12 protein-coding genes are annotated in these 16,118 nt (G+C 57.7%); 6 read left to right on the top strand and 6 right to left on the bottom strand.

Features of this window, described 5'->3' with window-relative positions:
• Position 1: 1 nt before the first annotated feature.
• Positions 2 to 2,266 carry a GNAT family N-acetyltransferase gene (locus tag GN111_RS20195; protein ID WP_155305483.1) on the top strand — a complete coding sequence of 755 codons (2,265 nt, stop codon included), beginning with the start codon at positions 2 to 4 and terminating at the stop codon, positions 2,264 to 2,266.
• Between the two features lie 132 nt (positions 2,267 to 2,398).
• Here the strand turns inward: GN111_RS20195 and GN111_RS20190 are convergent, their stop codons facing one another.
• Entirely contained in the window at positions 2,399 to 2,995 is a 597-nt protein-coding gene (locus GN111_RS20190) for a YkgJ family cysteine cluster protein (RefSeq protein ID WP_170302381.1), read from the bottom strand.
• Between the two features lie 302 nt (positions 2,996 to 3,297).
• Here GN111_RS20190 and GN111_RS20185 point away from each other — a divergent pair, with 302 nt between their 5' ends.
• Positions 3,298 to 4,377: a coiled-coil domain-containing protein gene (locus GN111_RS20185; RefSeq protein WP_155305481.1), complete on the top strand. Its 1,080-nt coding sequence runs from the start codon at positions 3,298 to 3,300 to the stop codon at positions 4,375 to 4,377.
• A 10-nt stretch (positions 4,378 to 4,387) separates the two neighbouring features.
• Here GN111_RS20185 and GN111_RS20180 read toward each other — a convergent pair whose 3' ends face one another.
• Positions 4,388 to 5,095 carry a lysophospholipid acyltransferase family protein gene (locus GN111_RS20180; protein WP_155305480.1) on the bottom strand — a complete coding sequence of 236 codons (708 nt, stop codon included), beginning with the start codon at positions 5,093 to 5,095 and terminating at the stop codon, positions 4,388 to 4,390.
• Positions 5,092 to 5,979 (bottom strand): diacylglycerol/lipid kinase family protein, encoded by an 888-nt coding sequence (locus GN111_RS20175; protein ID WP_155305479.1) that lies wholly within the window; start codon positions 5,977 to 5,979, stop codon positions 5,092 to 5,094. The genes GN111_RS20180 and GN111_RS20175 overlap by 4 nt, the downstream gene beginning before the upstream one ends.
• Before the next feature lie 316 nt (positions 5,980 to 6,295).
• On the opposite strand from GN111_RS20175, the gene GN111_RS20170 reads away from it, so the two are divergent.
• Entirely contained in the window at positions 6,296 to 10,051 is a 3,756-nt protein-coding gene (locus GN111_RS20170; protein WP_155305478.1) for a hydantoinase B/oxoprolinase family protein, read from the top strand.
• Between the two features lie 24 nt (positions 10,052 to 10,075).
• Here the strand turns inward: GN111_RS20170 and GN111_RS20165 are convergent, their stop codons facing one another.
• Together GN111_RS20165 and GN111_RS20160 are read right to left on the bottom strand one after the other, a co-directional pair.
• Positions 10,076 to 11,773, bottom strand: coding sequence for a glutamine--tRNA ligase/YqeY domain fusion protein (locus GN111_RS20165; RefSeq protein ID WP_155305477.1), 1,698 nt, complete (start codon positions 11,771 to 11,773; stop codon positions 10,076 to 10,078).
• 50 nt (positions 11,774 to 11,823) lie between these two features.
• The gene (locus GN111_RS20160) at positions 11,824 to 12,171 is read right to left on the bottom strand and encodes an outer membrane protein transport protein (protein WP_155305476.1); all 348 of its coding nucleotides are present in this window, start codon (positions 12,169 to 12,171) and stop codon (positions 11,824 to 11,826) included.
• On the opposite strand from GN111_RS20160, the gene GN111_RS20155 reads away from it, so the two are divergent.
• Complete coding sequence (locus GN111_RS20155) at positions 12,164 to 12,478, top strand: hypothetical protein (RefSeq protein WP_155305475.1); 315 nt, start codon at positions 12,164 to 12,166, stop codon at positions 12,476 to 12,478. The genes GN111_RS20160 and GN111_RS20155 overlap by 8 nt on opposite strands.
• The gene (gene rlmN / locus GN111_RS20150) at positions 12,475 to 13,554 is read left to right on the top strand and encodes a dual-specificity RNA methyltransferase RlmN (RefSeq protein WP_155305474.1); all 1,080 of its coding nucleotides are present in this window, start codon (positions 12,475 to 12,477) and stop codon (positions 13,552 to 13,554) included. The genes GN111_RS20155 and rlmN overlap by 4 nt, the downstream gene beginning before the upstream one ends.
• Positions 13,555 to 13,817: 263 nt before the next feature.
• Here the strand turns inward: rlmN and GN111_RS20145 are convergent, their stop codons facing one another.
• On the bottom strand, positions 13,818 to 14,474 hold the full coding sequence (locus tag GN111_RS20145) for a ferredoxin-like domain-containing protein (RefSeq protein ID WP_155305473.1): 657 nt from the start codon (positions 14,472 to 14,474) through the stop codon (positions 13,818 to 13,820).
• Positions 14,475 to 14,825: 351 nt separating this feature from the next.
• On the opposite strand from GN111_RS20145, the gene GN111_RS20140 reads away from it, so the two are divergent.
• Positions 14,826 to 16,106, top strand: coding sequence for an HDOD domain-containing protein (locus GN111_RS20140; RefSeq protein WP_155305472.1), 1,281 nt, complete (start codon positions 14,826 to 14,828; stop codon positions 16,104 to 16,106).
• Positions 16,107 to 16,118: the final 12 nt, after the last annotated feature.

The following is a 16,118-nucleotide window of genomic DNA, read 5'->3' as shown; positions in this document are numbered from 1 at the left end:
CATGCTCAAAATTCGCCGGATTTACGACGACATTCTGTCTGTGGATCAAGAGGCGTTGAAGCAGATCAAGCAGATTCTCCGGACCCGCTTTTCCGATGTGCCGCCGGAAGAGATCGACCAGATCAGTGAAAAGCTGCGCAATCCGTTCAAACAGCGCTTCCGTACCATCCTGCTGATCGCCGAAACCATGCGCCGTCGCGTGCAGGGGTTTACCATGTTGCTGCACGAACCGGTGATCGGGTTTTGCTACCTTGACTGGATTGCCACGGCCAAAGGTTCCACGGGAGGAGGGTTGGGAAGCGCCCTGTACGACAGCGTGCGGGCCGAAGCCGTGGGACTGGGTGCCAAGGGCCTTTTTTTCGAGTGCCTGCCCGACGAGCGCGACGCTTGCGACGATCCGACGATCCTCAAGCAAAATCGCGACAGGCTCCGTTTCTATGAACGCTATGGGGCCCGGCCGATCATCGATACCGCCTACGAAAACCCTGTAAAGCCCGGCGACACCTGCATGCCCCATCTGGTTTACGATGGCCTGGATCGCACCGAACCCTTACGCCTGCGTTTTGCCCGCAAAGTGGTGCGCGCCGTGCTGGAGCGAAAGTACGCCGCCTACTGCCCCCCCCGTTATGTGGAAACGGTGGTCGCCTCGTTTCGGGACGACCCGGTCAATCTGAGGCCTTTTCGTTATGTCAAACCCGATGCTGTGCGTACCACCGTTGAAAGTCGATCCCTGGAGCAGATCGCCCTTGTGGTCAACGCCAATCACGACATTCACCATGTACACGAGCGCGGCTATGTGGAAGCGCCCGTGCGGGTGCGCAGCATTCTGAAGGTGCTGGAGCCCAGTGGACTGTTTGCCCGAATCAACCCCCGCCTTTTTGCCGAAAAATATATCACCGCGGTTCACGACAGCGATCTGGTAAACTACCTGCGCCGGGCCTGCAAAGAGATGCCCGAGGGCAAATCGCTCTATCCCTACATTTTCCCGCTGCGCAACAAAACCCGGCCGCCCAAAGAGCCCTCCGTGCTATCCGGCTACTATTGTATCGACACCTTCACTCCGATCAACAAAAATGCCTATCCGGCCGCCCGGCAAGGGGTGAACTGCATCCTGACCGCTGCCTCCGAAATACTGGCCGGCCGCAGAATGGCCTACGCTCTGGTGCGCCCGCCCGGCCACCATGCAGAACGCCGGGCCTTCGGCGGGTTTTGCTATTTCAACAACAATGCGATTGCCGCCCAATATCTGAGTGCCCACGGCAAGGTCGCTATCCTGGATATCGACTACCACCACGGCAATGGCCAGCAGGATATTTTTTACCGGCGCAGCGACGTACTCACCATCTCTCTGCACGGCCATCCGACCTTTGCCTACCCCTATTTCACCGGATTCGAAGAGGAGTGCGGCGAGGGCGAGGGGGAGGGTTTCAATATGAATCTGCCCCTGCCGGAAAAATTGGACGGCGCCTGTTACTTAAAGGATCTGGATAAAGCTTTGCGTCGCATTCGCCAGTTCAATCCACAGTTCCTGGTGGTGGCCCTTGGGCTGGATACGGCCAAAGGGGACCCCACCGGTACATGGCAGTTGCTTGGCAAGGATTTCGAAGCCAACGGCCGTCGCATCGGGGAGCTGGGGCTTCCCACCTTGCTGGTGCAGGAGGGCGGTTATCGTGTACGGACCCTGGGCAGCAACGCCCTTCGTTTCTTTACGGGATTGGCCGCCACAGGCGCGCATCCACAGACGAAACATCCGCCGGACAAAGAACGCCTGCATGGTGTAAAATGGCGCCGAGAGGTAACGTCGCAGGATCCGGAGCGTGTCGGGCGCCTGGTGGATCTGACCGGATTCTTTCATCCCGAGGAGGTCGAAGTGGCCAGGGAATTGGTGCAAGAGCGCCTGGCCAAAGGAGATCTCAGCGGCTATCATTTCATGATGGCCGAGCAGTACGGCCGGCTGGTGGGCTACACCTGTTATGGTCCGATCCCCTGCACGCAGAAAAGTTTCGATCTGTATTGGATTGCCGTGCATCCCGATTTCCACAGAAAGGGGCTGGGCCGCAGATTGATCGTGGAAACCGAGGCCCTGATCCGCAAATCCGGCGGCAATCGCATCTACGTGGATACCTCACAGCGCGATCAATACGCCAGCACCCGCGCCTTCTACGAAAGCTGTGGCTACCGCCTGGAAACAGTGCTGAAGGATTTTTATGCACCGGGCGATGGCAAGGTGATTTATTGCAAGGAAATGTTAACCGAACAGGGGTGATGAAGGTTCGATTTCGGACATACCGATTCCTTTTTTAAATAAAAAAGAGAATCGACAGTTCCTTAATGGATGAACAGTGTGGCCGTTGGCAATACGCTTCGAGGGTATTAGCGGCGAAACCGACGCGGCGATCTAAGCCGCTGTGTTGTCCCGGAAGCTTTCCAGATGCGCATAGGCGGCATTGAGTCCCAGGCGCTGGATGGCCTGGCGCAGGGCGAGGTTGACGGGCATCGGTTTTGATCCCAGAACCGGATCCAGGCCGCAGATCCGGGTGCCGTAATGCACGAATAAAGGCGCTTCTTCAACCAGGGCCATGGCGGACGCGGCGCCGTGAGGATCGTTTTGGCGGATATGCCGGCAAACCGCCAGGGTCTTGGAGCCGGTGCGTCCCCGAATCGCGGCAAAGCCGAACAAGCGGCACAATCCCGGTCGCCACGGGTAGTAGTCGCAGTGCCCGGCGGCATCTTTTTCAGGATGGGCCGTGTATAGGACACAGGTGCCGGAACCGTGAGGTCCGGAAAGTCGCTCCAGCCATTGGGCCGCCGTTCCATCGCAAAGCATGGCGTGGGCCACGGGAAGCATTTCGAGGGCAGTTACCTGCAGGTCAGCGGTCCTGCAGCAATCGCCGCAGCCTGCCGAGCAGCGCAGACCACTCTTCAATTGAAACGCCGCCACTTCCTTGTCGATGTCGGCATAAAGCGCCATCAGTTGTGATAGAAGGTCCAGCATGATTTCCTCTGAAATCTTATAAAACAGCTGAAGATCACATGCATAAGGTGGACCGTCGTGGGGTTGTGTCAATGGATTGACTGCGTATAACGCCCATGGTGCGCCATTCCAATCCATTTTGTTTTGCGGATTCCTGCACAATACCAAAGTTACAAAAAAATGGTTTCCGTGTGACCGTATCTGTCACACGCCGTTAATATAATGGCCTCAACTTCAACGAAGAAGGCTGCCATGACCGGTTTTACAATTACAGAAAAAGTTCCGTATTCCATCCTACAACCATCAACACAGAGGACAACATCATGAACGATCAAGCCGATTTGCCCGCCGTCTCCATGGCCAATACCAAGAAAGAGCTGCTGGAAGCATACGAGATCGCCAAAAAGCGCTTCGAGAGCCAGAGCAAAGATCTGCTGGACGCCGAAAAAGCGCGCAAACGCATGGAAAAAGAGGTGGCCACGGCAACGGCCGACACCCAGACCGCTCAGGACCCCATCAAACGCCTCCACGACCTGCGCGGCGCAATCAGCCGGGAACTCGGTGACCTGGCGGAACGCTTCGAAAAGGAAATCGAGACCTACCGCAAAATCCAGTCGGCCATCGAAACCAAGCAGGCGGAACTGGACACCATCTACGAAGTGGAGACGGCCGCCTCCGACCTGGCCGCCCTGATCGAAGCCCAGCGGGCCAAAAAAGAGCAATTCGACCAGGAAACGGCCGCAGAAAAAGCCGCCTTCGAGACCGAAATGGAAGAGCTTCGCAATCAATGGCAGCGGGAGAAAACCGATCACGACCGTCAGGTCGCAGAGGAGAAGGCAAGCTTGAAAAAAGAGCGCCAGCGGGAAAAGGAAGAGTACGAGTATGTCTTTGCCCGCGAAAAAGCGCAGCGCAAGAATGCACTGGAAGACGAACTCGCAGCCTTGGAAAAGGAGATCGCCGCCAAGCGCAGCGATTTTGAAGCCAGTGTTCAGGAGCGCACAGCGGCCCTCGATGCCCGCGAAGAAGCACTTGCCGCCCGGGAAAAAGAGATCGATGGATTGCAAAAAGAGGTGGATGGGTTTCCCAAACAGCTGGATGCCGCCGTTGATAAAGCGGTGGCCGATAACACCAAACAGTTGTCCCGTGATTTCGAAAGCGAAAAGGCCCTCATTCAGGCCCGCTTCGACGGTGAGAAGAATGTGCTGGCCGGCAAAATCGAGGCCCTGGAAAAGATGGCGGTTTCCCAGGCGGCCCAGATTGCCGATCTTTCCCAAAAGAGCGAGAAGGCTTACGAAAAAGTGCAGGATATCGCCAACAAGGCCGTCAGCGCATCCCGGCGAGAAAGCTATTCACAGGCACCGTCACGCAGCGGGGTTTCGGTTCGTGAGGAAAATCAGCTGTAATTGATTGGTTTTATGCCTCCCCCGCCAGTTCGGCAATCACTCCGCGGACATGATCCCGCAAATCTTCCGGTGTCATTCCGTAAAAGGTCTCATAGGGAAGCGGCCGGCCGATAGCGACCGATACCGGTTTGGGATTCAGGTGAAATGCGCCTTTGGCGTTATAGTCGAACAGGCCCCGAATGGCGAAAGGCAGGATGTCGGCGCCAGCCTGGCGCGCCAGATGAAATGGGCCTTTTTTGAATTCTCCCATCCTGCCGGTGCGGGTGCGGTGGCCTTCGGGCAGGATGATGATAGAAAGACCCCCCCCCAGGCGCTTTCTGGCGATGGTAAGGCTCTCCTTGGCCTTTTCCAGATTCCGGCGATGGATGGGGATGCATCCCCAGCGGGTGATCAGGCTGCCCCATAACGGAATGGAGAAGTGGTAGGCCGCCTCCACCGCCGTATAGATGCCCGGCAGGGCCGAGGGGATGACAAACAGGTCGAACAGGCTCTGGTGGTTGCCCATGATCAGGTAGGTCCGGGCGGGATCGATATGTTCGCGGCCGGTCACTTGCAGACGGATGCCCATGATTCGGGTTTGAAGAGCAAAAAAACGGCGGGCCAGAGCGAACACCCGCTCCCTTGACATGACGAAAAGGCCCACGGACAGAACCAGAAACGTGAATCCGAAAAATAGCGTTCCCGCTGTCCATAACAGTATCGAGCGCAATGATTTCATGAAAAGTATCGCACCATTTTGGGATGAATGTCTATCCGGGTCGGCGTCGATCCGAAGATTTCACCGTCCGGTAGCAGGATTTTGGACGGATTTGTAACGACTTCGGCCGTTTTTACTTTAAAGAACCGCACTGCCGGATTCTCCCCATGGGTTCCTTTGAAAATTTTGGGAAACGTGGTCACCAGGGATAGACGGCTCAGCGGCTCAACCACCACCACATCGAACCAGCCGTCGTCAATCTTCGCCTCCGGGGCCATGAGCATTTTTCCTCCGGTGTAACGGGAGTTGCAGAATTCAACGAAACAGTTGCCCGCTTCGATCCGTCGGCCGTCAAGGGTCAGTTCCATGTGGTGAAAGCGCAGGCCCATCAGACGATAAAACACGCCCAGCACATAACTGAAATCGCCGCAACGCTTCAACTGGTGGGCCGTCCGGGCCACATCGGTGACGAAGCCGAATCCTGCCAGGTTAACGAAATACCAAAGGTCTCCCTGCTGGCTGAACGAACATACATCCACCGAGCGCGTCTCGCCTTGTACCAGCGCCTGGAGACCATCCATGGTGGAGCAGATGCCGAGGTCCCGGGCAAAGGAGTTGCCGCTGCCCACGGGGATGATGCCCAACGGCGGCAGCGTCTCCGGGCCGTATTTTTTTAGCAGACCGTTGAGTACATGGAAATTGGTGCCGTCGCCGCCCATGGAGACGATGCCGTCGAACCGCTGCGGGGGGAGCTTACCGGCAATCGTCAGGGCATGTTCATGGTACTGGGTGACAAAGAGCCGGTAGTCGATGCCATGCCGGCGAAGCAGGGCTTCCACCCGGGGAATGATCCGTGTCCCTTTTTGTCCGCCGGCACTGGGGTTGGCGATCAAAGCAATAGTCATATGCGAAGTTTAAAACCTTTTATTGAAAGTTGCGGACTGCCAGCACCCGGGTGGGTCCTGAGTAAAACTTTCGAATCCAATATGCTTTTCCATACGTGAAATTGAAACGACCCGCCAATGCGTCTCGTGTTTCAATTGCCCAGCAGCTTTGAGCCGTCGTGATAATTAGCCGAACCGTATGATATCCGGTTTTGTATTCCACAGAACCGATATATTTTCAATTTATTAGGTGTACAATAGAAGAATATCCTTGAAATATCGTTGAAAACCACCCATCAATAGGCTTTTCTTTCACAAAAGGATTTATCGGTTTCTCATGCCCGACCTCAAAAAATACCGCTTTTCTATCGACCGCGGCGGCACCTTCACCGACATCTACGCCGAAGTGCCCGGCCAGCCTGGCTTTAAGGTGGTCAAGCTGCTGTCGGAAGATCCCCAGAATTATGACGACGCCCCCCGCGAGGGCATCCGGCGCATCCTGTCCGAAACCACCGGTATCGACATCCCCAAAAACAGCGTGCCGGCGGAGATGGTCGAATGGATCCGCATGGGCACCACGGTCGCCACCAACGCCCTTCTGGAGCGCAAGGGCGCCCGCTGCGCCCTTCTGGTGACCCACGGGTTCCGCGATATTCTGCAGATCGGCAATCAGGACCGGCCCGACATCTTCGATCTGGAAATCAAAAAACCGGATCTGCTCTACGAAACCGTGGTGGAAGTGGACGAGCGGGTGCGTATGCTCAGAGATGAGGAAAATCCTCCCCAACAGCCGGTGGTGCAAGGCATCACCGGAGAACGCATGGTCGTTCTGAAGCCCCTGGATGCCGAGGCGCTGCGGCCGCGCCTGCAGGAAATTCTGGACCGGGGCATCCGCAGCCTGGCCGTCGTGTTCATGCACGCCTATGCCTGGCCGGAACACGAACGGGCCGTCGGCCGACTGGCCGAAGCGATGGGCTTTGCCCAGATTTCCCTTTCCTCACAGGTGATGCCCATGGTCAAGCTGGTGGCCCGCGGCGACACGACCATGACCGACGCCTACCTCAATCCGCACATCCAGACCTATCTGAACAGCTTCCGCCAGGGTTTCGACGGCGGGCTTGTCGATACCGACCTGCTCTTCATGCAATCCGACGGCGGGCTGGCCCGGGCCGATGATTTTACCGGAAGCCGCGCCATTTTATCCGGACCGGCCGGCGGGGTGGTGGGCTACGCCATGACCACCTTCAGCCAGAAAGAGCGCCAGCCGGTGATCGGATTCGATATGGGCGGCACCTCCACCGACGTCTCGCGTTTCGGCGGCGAGTACGAGCTGGTTTTCGAAACCGAAACCGCCGGCGTCCGCATTCAGGCCCCCCAGCTGCACATCAAAACCGTGGCCGCCGGAGGAGGCAGCCGGCTGTTTTTCGACAGCGGCATGTTCATGGTGGGGCCGGAGTCGGCCGGCGCCCATCCCGGGCCGATCTGCTACCGCAAAAACGGCCACCTGGCCGTAACCGATGCCAACCTGGTTTTGGGGCGGCTGCAGCCCGATTGCTTTCCGCATATTTTCGGGCCCACCGAAGACCAGCCGCTGGATCTGAAGGCAGCGCGTGCGGCCATGGAGGAATTGACCGCGGCCATCAACGAGCACTACGGCCAGGCCGGCATGCCTCCCATGTCCGTGGAAGAGGTGGCCATGGGGTTTATCCGCGTGGCCAACGAAACCATGGTGCGGCCCATCCGCGAGATTTCGGTCATGCGTGGCTTCGATATCAAAGAACATATTCTGGCCACCTTCGGCGGCGCCGGCGCGCAGCATGCCTGCGCCATTGCCAGGGCCCTGGGCATTTCCAGAATCTTCATCCACCGCTTTTCCGGCATTCTGTCGGCCTACGGCATCGGCCTGGCCGAAGTTGTGGCCGAACGCCAGCAACCGGCCGCCGAAATCTATCACCAGGACGGTGTCGCCAACCTGGTCGCCCGGCTGGAGAACCTGGAAGCCGAGGCGCGCAGCGAACTGGCCAATCAGGGGTTCGCACCCGATCGGATCCGGGCCACCCGCTACCTGAACATGCGCTACCAGGGAACCGATACGGCCCTGATGATCCCCGAGCCGGCGGACGGTGAATTTATCGCAGCATTCAAGGCCATCTACCGCCGGGAGTTCGGCTTCGACCTGAAGCAGCGCGATATCCTTGTGGACGATCTGCGGGTCCGCGCCCAGGGTGAAGCCTCGGGGCTGAGCAAGGTGCCCATCTCTTGTGCCGATGCACCGGCAAAACCGGTGGATACCAAGCCCTGCTATTTCGAGGACGGCTGGCGGGAAACGGCCATCTACCCGATGGCCGGTCTTAAAGCCGGTCACACCATCGAGGGACCGGCCATTATCGTTCAGGACACGGCCACCATCGTCGTGGAGCCGGACTGCCGGGCTTCCGTCAGCGCCCACGGCGATGTCGAAATCCAGGTTGGCGACAGCACCGCCGACCGGCTGGACACGCGGGTGGATCCTGTACAGCTGTCCATTTTCAGCAACCTGTTCATGTCCATCGCCGAACAGATGGGCCGCATGCTTCAAAAAACCGCCATTTCCACCAACATCAAGGAGCGGCTGGATTTCTCCTGCGCCATGTTCGGTCCCGACGGCTCCCTGGTGGCCAACGCGCCCCACCTGCCCGTCCATTTAGGTGCCATGAGCGCCGCGGTCAGGGAACAGATCCGGCGCCAGTCCGGCAAGCTGAAACCCGGCGACGTGCTGGTTTCCAACCACCCGGCGGCCGGCGGCAGCCACCTGCCCGACATCACCGTGATTACGCCGGTGTTCAAAGGGCAGGAGATCGTTTTCTGGGTGGCCAGCCGGGGCCATCATGCCGATATCGGCGGTATCTCGCCCGGGTCCATGCCTCCCAACTCCCGGCGCATCGAAGAGGAAGGGGCCTGCATCACCTCGTTCAAGCTGGTCGAAGACGGCATCTTTCAGGAAGAGGGCATCGGCGATCTGCTGCTGGCTCCCGGCAAATTGAAGCCGCAGCCGGGGCGCCCGGCCATCTCCGGCACCCGTTTGCTGGCCGATACCATTTCGGATCTCAAGGCCCAGGTGGCCGCCAACCAGAAAGGCATCGAACTGGTGCTGGAGATGGTCGACCACTATGGCCTCGATGTGGTGCAGGCATACATGGGCCACGTCCAGGACGCCGCGGAAGGGGCGGTGCGCAATCGGTTGACGGAGCTTTCCCGCGCCAAAGGATTGAAAGAGAAAGACACCGTGCGCGCCGTGGACTACCTGGACGACGGCAGTCCCATCGTTCTTTCTTTGACCATCGACCGCAGCGACGGCAGCGCGGTATTCGATTTTGCCGGTACGGGTCCCGAGATCTGGGGCAACTGCAACGCGCCCTCGGCGGTCACTCGCTCTGCCATCCTATACAGCCTGCGCTGCCTGATCGAAAAAGACCTGCCCCTTAACGACGGCTGCCTGATTCCCATCACCGTCCACATCCCCAAAGGCAGCCTGCTGGACCCGTCTACCGAGGCCGCCGTGGTGGGCGGCAACGTACTCACCTCTCAGCGCGTTGTGGACGTGGTTCTCAAGGCGTTCGGCGTGGCGGCAGCCTCCCAGGGCTGCATGAACAATTTCACCTTCGGCAACGAGCGCTTCGGCTACTACGAAACCATCGGCGGCGGTGCCGGTGCCGGCCCCACCTGGCATGGCCAGAGCGGGGTTCACACCCACATGACCAATACCCGAATTACCGATCCCGAAATCCTCGAGCGGCGCTATCCCTTGCTGCTGCGCGAATTTTCCATTCGCAAGGGCTCCGGCGGGGACGGCCGTCACCGTGGCGGGGACGGACTGGTGCGCGAGGTGGAATTTCTCGAACCGCTGAACATGGCCATCCTTTCCGAACGCCGGGTTTTCGCCCCCTACGGACTCGAAGGCGGCCAGCCGGGCCAGCGCGGGGAGAACATCTTCATCCACAAAGACGGCCGGCAACTGTACCTGGGCGCCAAAAACGAAATTCTGGCGCAGCCCGGGGACCGGTTCCGCATTCTCACACCGGGTGGGGGAGGATTTGGACGGAGAGACGAATGACTGTTCTTTTCTTCTTTAGGCGGCTTATTTGCCTTTCTTCTGCAGCTTGGCCCAGGCGTCGCGCAAGGTGACGGTCCGGTTGAACACCAGGGCGCCGGGCGCCGAATCCCTGCTGTCCACGCAGAAGTACCCCAGGCGTTCGAACTGGCAGAAATAGCCCGGCTCCACATGGGCCAGGCAGGGCTCCAGCTTGCAGCCCTTTAATATTTCCAGGGCCTCGGGGTTGATGAAGTCCTTGTAGGTTTTGCCTTCCACCTTTTCGTCCGGGTTGGGTTTGTCGAAAAGACGGTCGTAGAGTCGCACCTCGGCCTCCACGGCGTGGGCGGCCGAGACCCAGTGCAACGTGGCCTTGACCTTGCGGCCGTCCGGAGCGTCGCCGCCGCGGGTGGCAGGATCGTAGGTGCAGCGCAGCTCGACCACTTCCCCGGTTTTTTCATCTTTGATTACATCGGTGCAGGTAACGAAAAAAGCGTAGCGCAGGCGCACTTCACGTCCCGGACCCAGGCGGAAGAATTTCTTGGGTGGGTTTTCCATGAAGTCGTCGCGTTCGATGTAGATCTCCCGGGAAAAGGGGACCTTGCGTTTGCCGGCGTCCGGATCTTCGGGGTTGTTGATCGCTTCCAGCTCGTCCACCTGGCCTTCGGGGTAGTTTTCGATGACCACCTTGAGCGGTCGCAGCACGCCCATAACCCTTGGCGCCCGCTTGTTCAGATCTTCGCGAACGCTAAACTCCAAAAGGGCCACGTCCACCACGCTGTCGCGCTTGGCCAGGCCGATGCGGTCGCAGAAGTTGCGCAGGGCCTCCGGCGTGAAGCCGCGGCGCCGTATGCCGCAGATGGTGGGCATGCGCGGATCGTCCCATCCGCTGACATGGCCTTCATCCACCAGTTGGATCAGCTTGCGCTTGCTCAGCACCGTGTAGCTCAGGTTCAGCCGGGCGAACTCGATCTGCTGGGGATGGCAGGGCGCCTCGACGTTATCCAGCACCCAATCGTACAGGGCGCGATTGTTCTCGAATTCCAGGGTGCAGAGGCTGTGGGTGATGCCCTCGATACTGTCCGACAGGCAGTGGGTGAAGTCGTACATGGGGTAGATGCACCACTTGTCGCCGGTGCGGTGGTGACTGGCCTTGCGGATGCGGTACAACGTGGGGTCCCGCATGATCAGGTTAGGGTGGGCCATGTCGATCTTGGCCCGCAGAACCCGGGAGCCGTCCTCGAATTCGCCGGCCCGCATGCGCGTGAACAAGTCCATATTCTCTTCGATGCTGCGTTCGCGCCAGGGGCTCTCTTTTCCCGGTTCGGTCAGGGTGCCCCGGTGTTCCCGAATTTCGTCGGCGTTTAAATCATCCACATAGGCTTTGCCGGATCGGATGAGCTGCAGGGCGAATTCATAAAGCTGTTCGAAATAGTCCGAGGCATAATGCAGGCGTTCTTCCCAGTCGAATCCCAGCCAGCGGACATCCTCCATGATGGCATCCACATACTCGACATCTTCCTTGGTGGGATTGGTGTCGTCGAAGCGCAGGTTGCAGGTGCCGCTGTAGGTCCTGGCCACCCCGAAATTCAGGCAGATGGACTTGGCATGGCCGAGGTGCAGGTAGCCATTGGGCTCCGGGGGAAAGCGGGTAGCTACCTTGCCGTCGTTCTTGTTGGCAGCGAGATCCGCTTCGATGATGGCGGTGATGAAGTTGCCGGTCGGTGTGGTTGTATTTTCCGTCATTACTTTTCCCTTGTTTAGCGCCTATTCGGAAACGGCCGGATGGTCGCTGATTAAAATCGGTAATTTACTCTTATAGCCAAGGCATGGGTAACAAAATCCTCAAGTTCCCCGGAAACCGTTGACATGCCCCAATCGCTGAACTCGCTATTGGTGCTGTCGAAGCGGCAGTTCTCGCTCGTAACCAGAAGATAGGCCGCGTCGATGTGCCAAGCCCTCCTATCAAACCCCAGACCGAAGGTAAAATCAAGTCGATCTCCCGCGGGAACCAGCGGGTCCGGGGTGTCGTCTGGAGTGGGCCTCGGATCGCAGATGATGCCGGAAAACAAACTCCATGTCGGATTGAGGGCGGACGCGACGCCCAGTTTGTACGTCCAGGTGCCGTCCCAGCGGGTGGACATCGATGAACCGCCTCTCCCGGTCGTCTTCCCAATCGGTTGTCAGTCCGAAATTGCTGACAACGGACAGGGCGATGGCCGATTTTTGGCTGGTTTTATATGCTGCATGCAGGTATGGCAAGGGGATCAGGGAGTCTTCCAGTTCGGCGTCGATGCCGTTGTCTCTTTTAAACGGGTCGGCTATATTATAAACGGTTGCACCGCTTTCTCTTTTTATTTTAGATTGTTATTTAATAGGTGCTTTTCTCGAAAGCAGGTTGTCTATCATATTTTCGCAGGAAAGAAAAAACATATTGAGAGGCTTGCATGAACACCGATAAACGGCAGCGACCGTTGTCGGACATTTTTTCCCTCACCCACGATCAGTTCGTGGATGCCGCTTTTCATCGGTACGGTAAAAAGGCCTATTACAGCAGCCCGGTTTACCGTCAGATCATGAAAAATGGTCAAACGGACCTATCCGCCCTGGACTCGGCGGACCGCATTCCTCAATGGCTCGATCAAACGGAAGCCGATCTTGGGCCGATGCGGGGCAAGGTGGTGAAACGGATCGACGACGGCGGGGTGGCCAAATTCGTCACCCGGCTGGATGACGGTCTGGACATCGAGTCGGTGATCATCCCCATGCATCGACGCCATACCTTGTGCGTTTCCTCCCAGGTTGGCTGCCGCATGGGCTGCCGTTTCTGCCGCACCGGCAAGATGGGACTGATCCGCAACCTGGATGCGGGAGAAATCGTGGAGCAGATATTTACTGCCCGCCATGGGCTCGGCGTTGACGTGCGCAATGTGGTCTTCATGGGCATGGGAGAGCCGCTGGACAATCTGGACAATGTGGTCCAGGCGATCCGGGTGCTCGAGGATCAGCGGGGGATGGACATCGCCCGGCGATACATCACCGTTTCCACGGCCGGTGTGGTCGATGGCATCGACCGGCTTGCCCGGCTGGATGACGGACCGGTCAACCTGGCCATATCGCTCAACGCCCCCAACGATGAGGTCCGTTCCCGGATCATGCCGGTTAACCGGAACAATCCCATGGCCGCCCTGAAGGCATCTCTGCTCAGGTACCCGTTGAGAAAAAAATCCGCATGCTTCATTGAATATGTATTAATTCAGGGCATCAACGACCGGCCGGAGCACGCCCGTGCCCTGGCCCGCTACCTGAAGCCGCTTCCCGTTAAATTAAACCTGATCGCTTATAATCCGACGCCCGATTCCGGTCTGCAAGCGCCTTCCCCGGATGCGGTTGAGCAGTTTCGTTCCTGGCTGGTGGCGGAGAAAGTCTTCGTCAGGCAGCGGGGCGAAAAAGGTGGGGCCATCATGGCGGCCTGCGGTCAATTGGGCGGAAAGCAAAGGTTATCGGTTCCGGAGCACTGCCGATAAACGTGCTTTCCGAGCCGGTGACCATGATTCTTTTCGGTGCCGGACTCATGGTTTTTGGCAGCAGTCTGAGAAGAATTTGAAAAAGATTGTGCCTGCCGACTTGAATTGATCCATCACAGCACTTATTTTTAATTCAAGGCAGAAAACGCCATCGATCTGCCGGCATAAAGAACCCTCCAACAAAAAGGGGAAATCGCAAACCAAATGCGATTTCCCCTTTTTTGTTTGTGCGCTTGTCGCCAGGTATTTGCCGCTATGGTGTTTCAGGACAGGGCTTCGATGAAGGGCTTCAGCCCCAGCCGGTCGATGGTCTTCCCCAGTCGTTCGCCCTTGTTGGCCACCTCGCGGTAGCATTGCACGGTTTTTTCCACGGCCTCCAGAACTTGCTTATCGTCCAGTTCCACCGCCAATTCCTGGGCGATTCGAGGTGCCGCCCCGACGTTGCCGCCAATCACCATCTGCCAGCCCTCTTTTTGTCCGATCAGGCCGATGTCCCGGACCCAGGATTCGGCGCAGCTCAAGTGGCAGCCGGATACGGCCATTTTGAATTTTCCCGGCAGCAGCAGGCTGTGGTATTTTTTGTCTAACTGCATGCCAATGCCCAAGGCATCCTGTTTGCCCAGCCGGCAGAATGTGGTTCCCGGACAGGCCCGCACACTGCGTACGCACAGGCCTACGGCGGCACCTTTTTCCAGTTGCAATTCGTTCCAGGCCGCATCGATGTCTTTTTCCTTCAATCCCACAATTGCCACCCGGGTGGCACCGGTGATCTTTATGGCCTGGGCTTCGAATTTTTCAGCCACATCGGCGATGGTGCGCAACAACTGGGGGGTGACCACGCCGCAGGGGATGTGGGGGGCGATGGCATAGGTCTGTTTGTCCCGCTGCAAAATTGCGCCTTTTTCTCCTAATTTCAACATGTTGATTCTCCTATTAGCTCGTCTGTCAATGGTTTTGCAGGATTGGGTTTAGGCTTGCCATATTCCGGGCACGGGGGCACGGCAAAAGGCAGCTGTTTATTTTTTTAAAGGGGTATTTGCCAAAAACGGATGGATGGTGTCAAGGTTTACGTACCGAGCTGCATCTTTGCCCATCCGGAATCAATTCGCGTCCTTGACAATCTAACCGATTATAAGAAAAACCTCCAGCAGCCTTGAATTGAGGGTAAAATAGTGATTATAAACATTTCTTGCTGACGGAATTCACGCCCCTGGTTTACCGGCCGGTCAGCAGGAGTGGAACGACTTGAACTTTAGCCGTTGGAGCAGCTTGTGCGAATATTGGTAATCGACAGCGACCCTTCCAGCAAGACCAACGCAACCATGCTTTTGCAAAGTATGGGTCATTGTGACGAGGCCCAGGATGGTTTGTCCGCGGAGACCGTCTTCCGCGAAGCGCTTGAGGCCGGCAAGCCGTATGAGCTGCTTTTGATCGATATCGAATCGACTGATAGCCAGGAAACCTCGATCCTTACGGCGTTGCGGGGGATCGAGGAGCAGTTAGCGGTACCATCGGAGAAAAAGGTTCGCATCTTTGTGACCACGGCGTTGTCCGGACGGCAACTGAAAACGGATTGCCTGATGAGGGGTGCCGACGAATTTCTCGGCAAACCCTTGGACAAAACCGTGCTGTTCGGCAAGATAAACAAGTACGGCCTTCTGGAAAGCCGGACGGCATCAGCGGAAGGCACCACCCCCGGCGTAACCATCATAGAGATGTCCGCGGTTCTGGATACGATCAACCGGAAAATCGAAAAGGATGATCCGAGTCTACCGCCGGCGCCGAAAATCGCAATGAAATTAAGGCAGATGATCGACTGCAACGCGGAGATCAAGGAAGTGGTGGATCTGCTCCAGCAGGACCTGGCAGTGGCCACAAAATTGATCCGTGCGTCCAATTCGGCCTACTACCGCGGCGTCAAAAAGAGTGCGAACTTGACCCAGGCCACCAGCCGCCTGGGGCTTGACCGGACCCGTGAAGTGGTCATGTCCATCTGCTGCCAGGGCTATTTTGTCACAAACCACCGTCCGTACAGGGAGATGGTCGAAACACTATGGTGGCACTCTCTGGCCTGTGCCCACACAGCGGACTGGGTGGCTGAACGACTCGGATGGAAGGTGGAGGAAGACGTCTTTTCCATCGGCCTGTTGCATGACATCGGGAAATTGCTGATGATCCAGGTGGCCGGTGAAATGGTTCAACGCAAAAAGGGAACCCAGGAGGTGGACATGGGCGACCTGTACGCGGCCATGAAAAGCCATCACGAACGACTCGGGGCAGCCATTCTGGAAAAAATGGGCTACCCGGAAATTTTTGCCAGTCTGGTTAAGCGGCACCATCGCATGGATGATCCAGAAACGACGCCCAGGGCTCTTCAGATCATTCAACGGGCCGATATGCTTGCCAAGGCCGCCGGTTTCGGCCTGGGACAGCAAACGCCGGAAGCGATCGCACAAGCGATGGAAGATCTGGGAATTGACGAACGGATCAAAGAAGACGCCCTCTCGGAGATTCCCCTGCGCATGGAGCAACTCCGTTATGTGTTCGGATAATCGAGTTTGCCT

Origin of the sequence: Desulfosarcina widdelii (assembly GCF_009688965.1) — a bacterium.
In the GTDB taxonomy this organism is placed as follows: domain Bacteria; phylum Desulfobacterota; class Desulfobacteria; order Desulfobacterales; family Desulfosarcinaceae; genus Desulfosarcina; species Desulfosarcina widdelii.
Note: the sequence above shows the minus strand (reverse complement) of the source record. Positions and strands in the feature narration are given on the sequence as shown.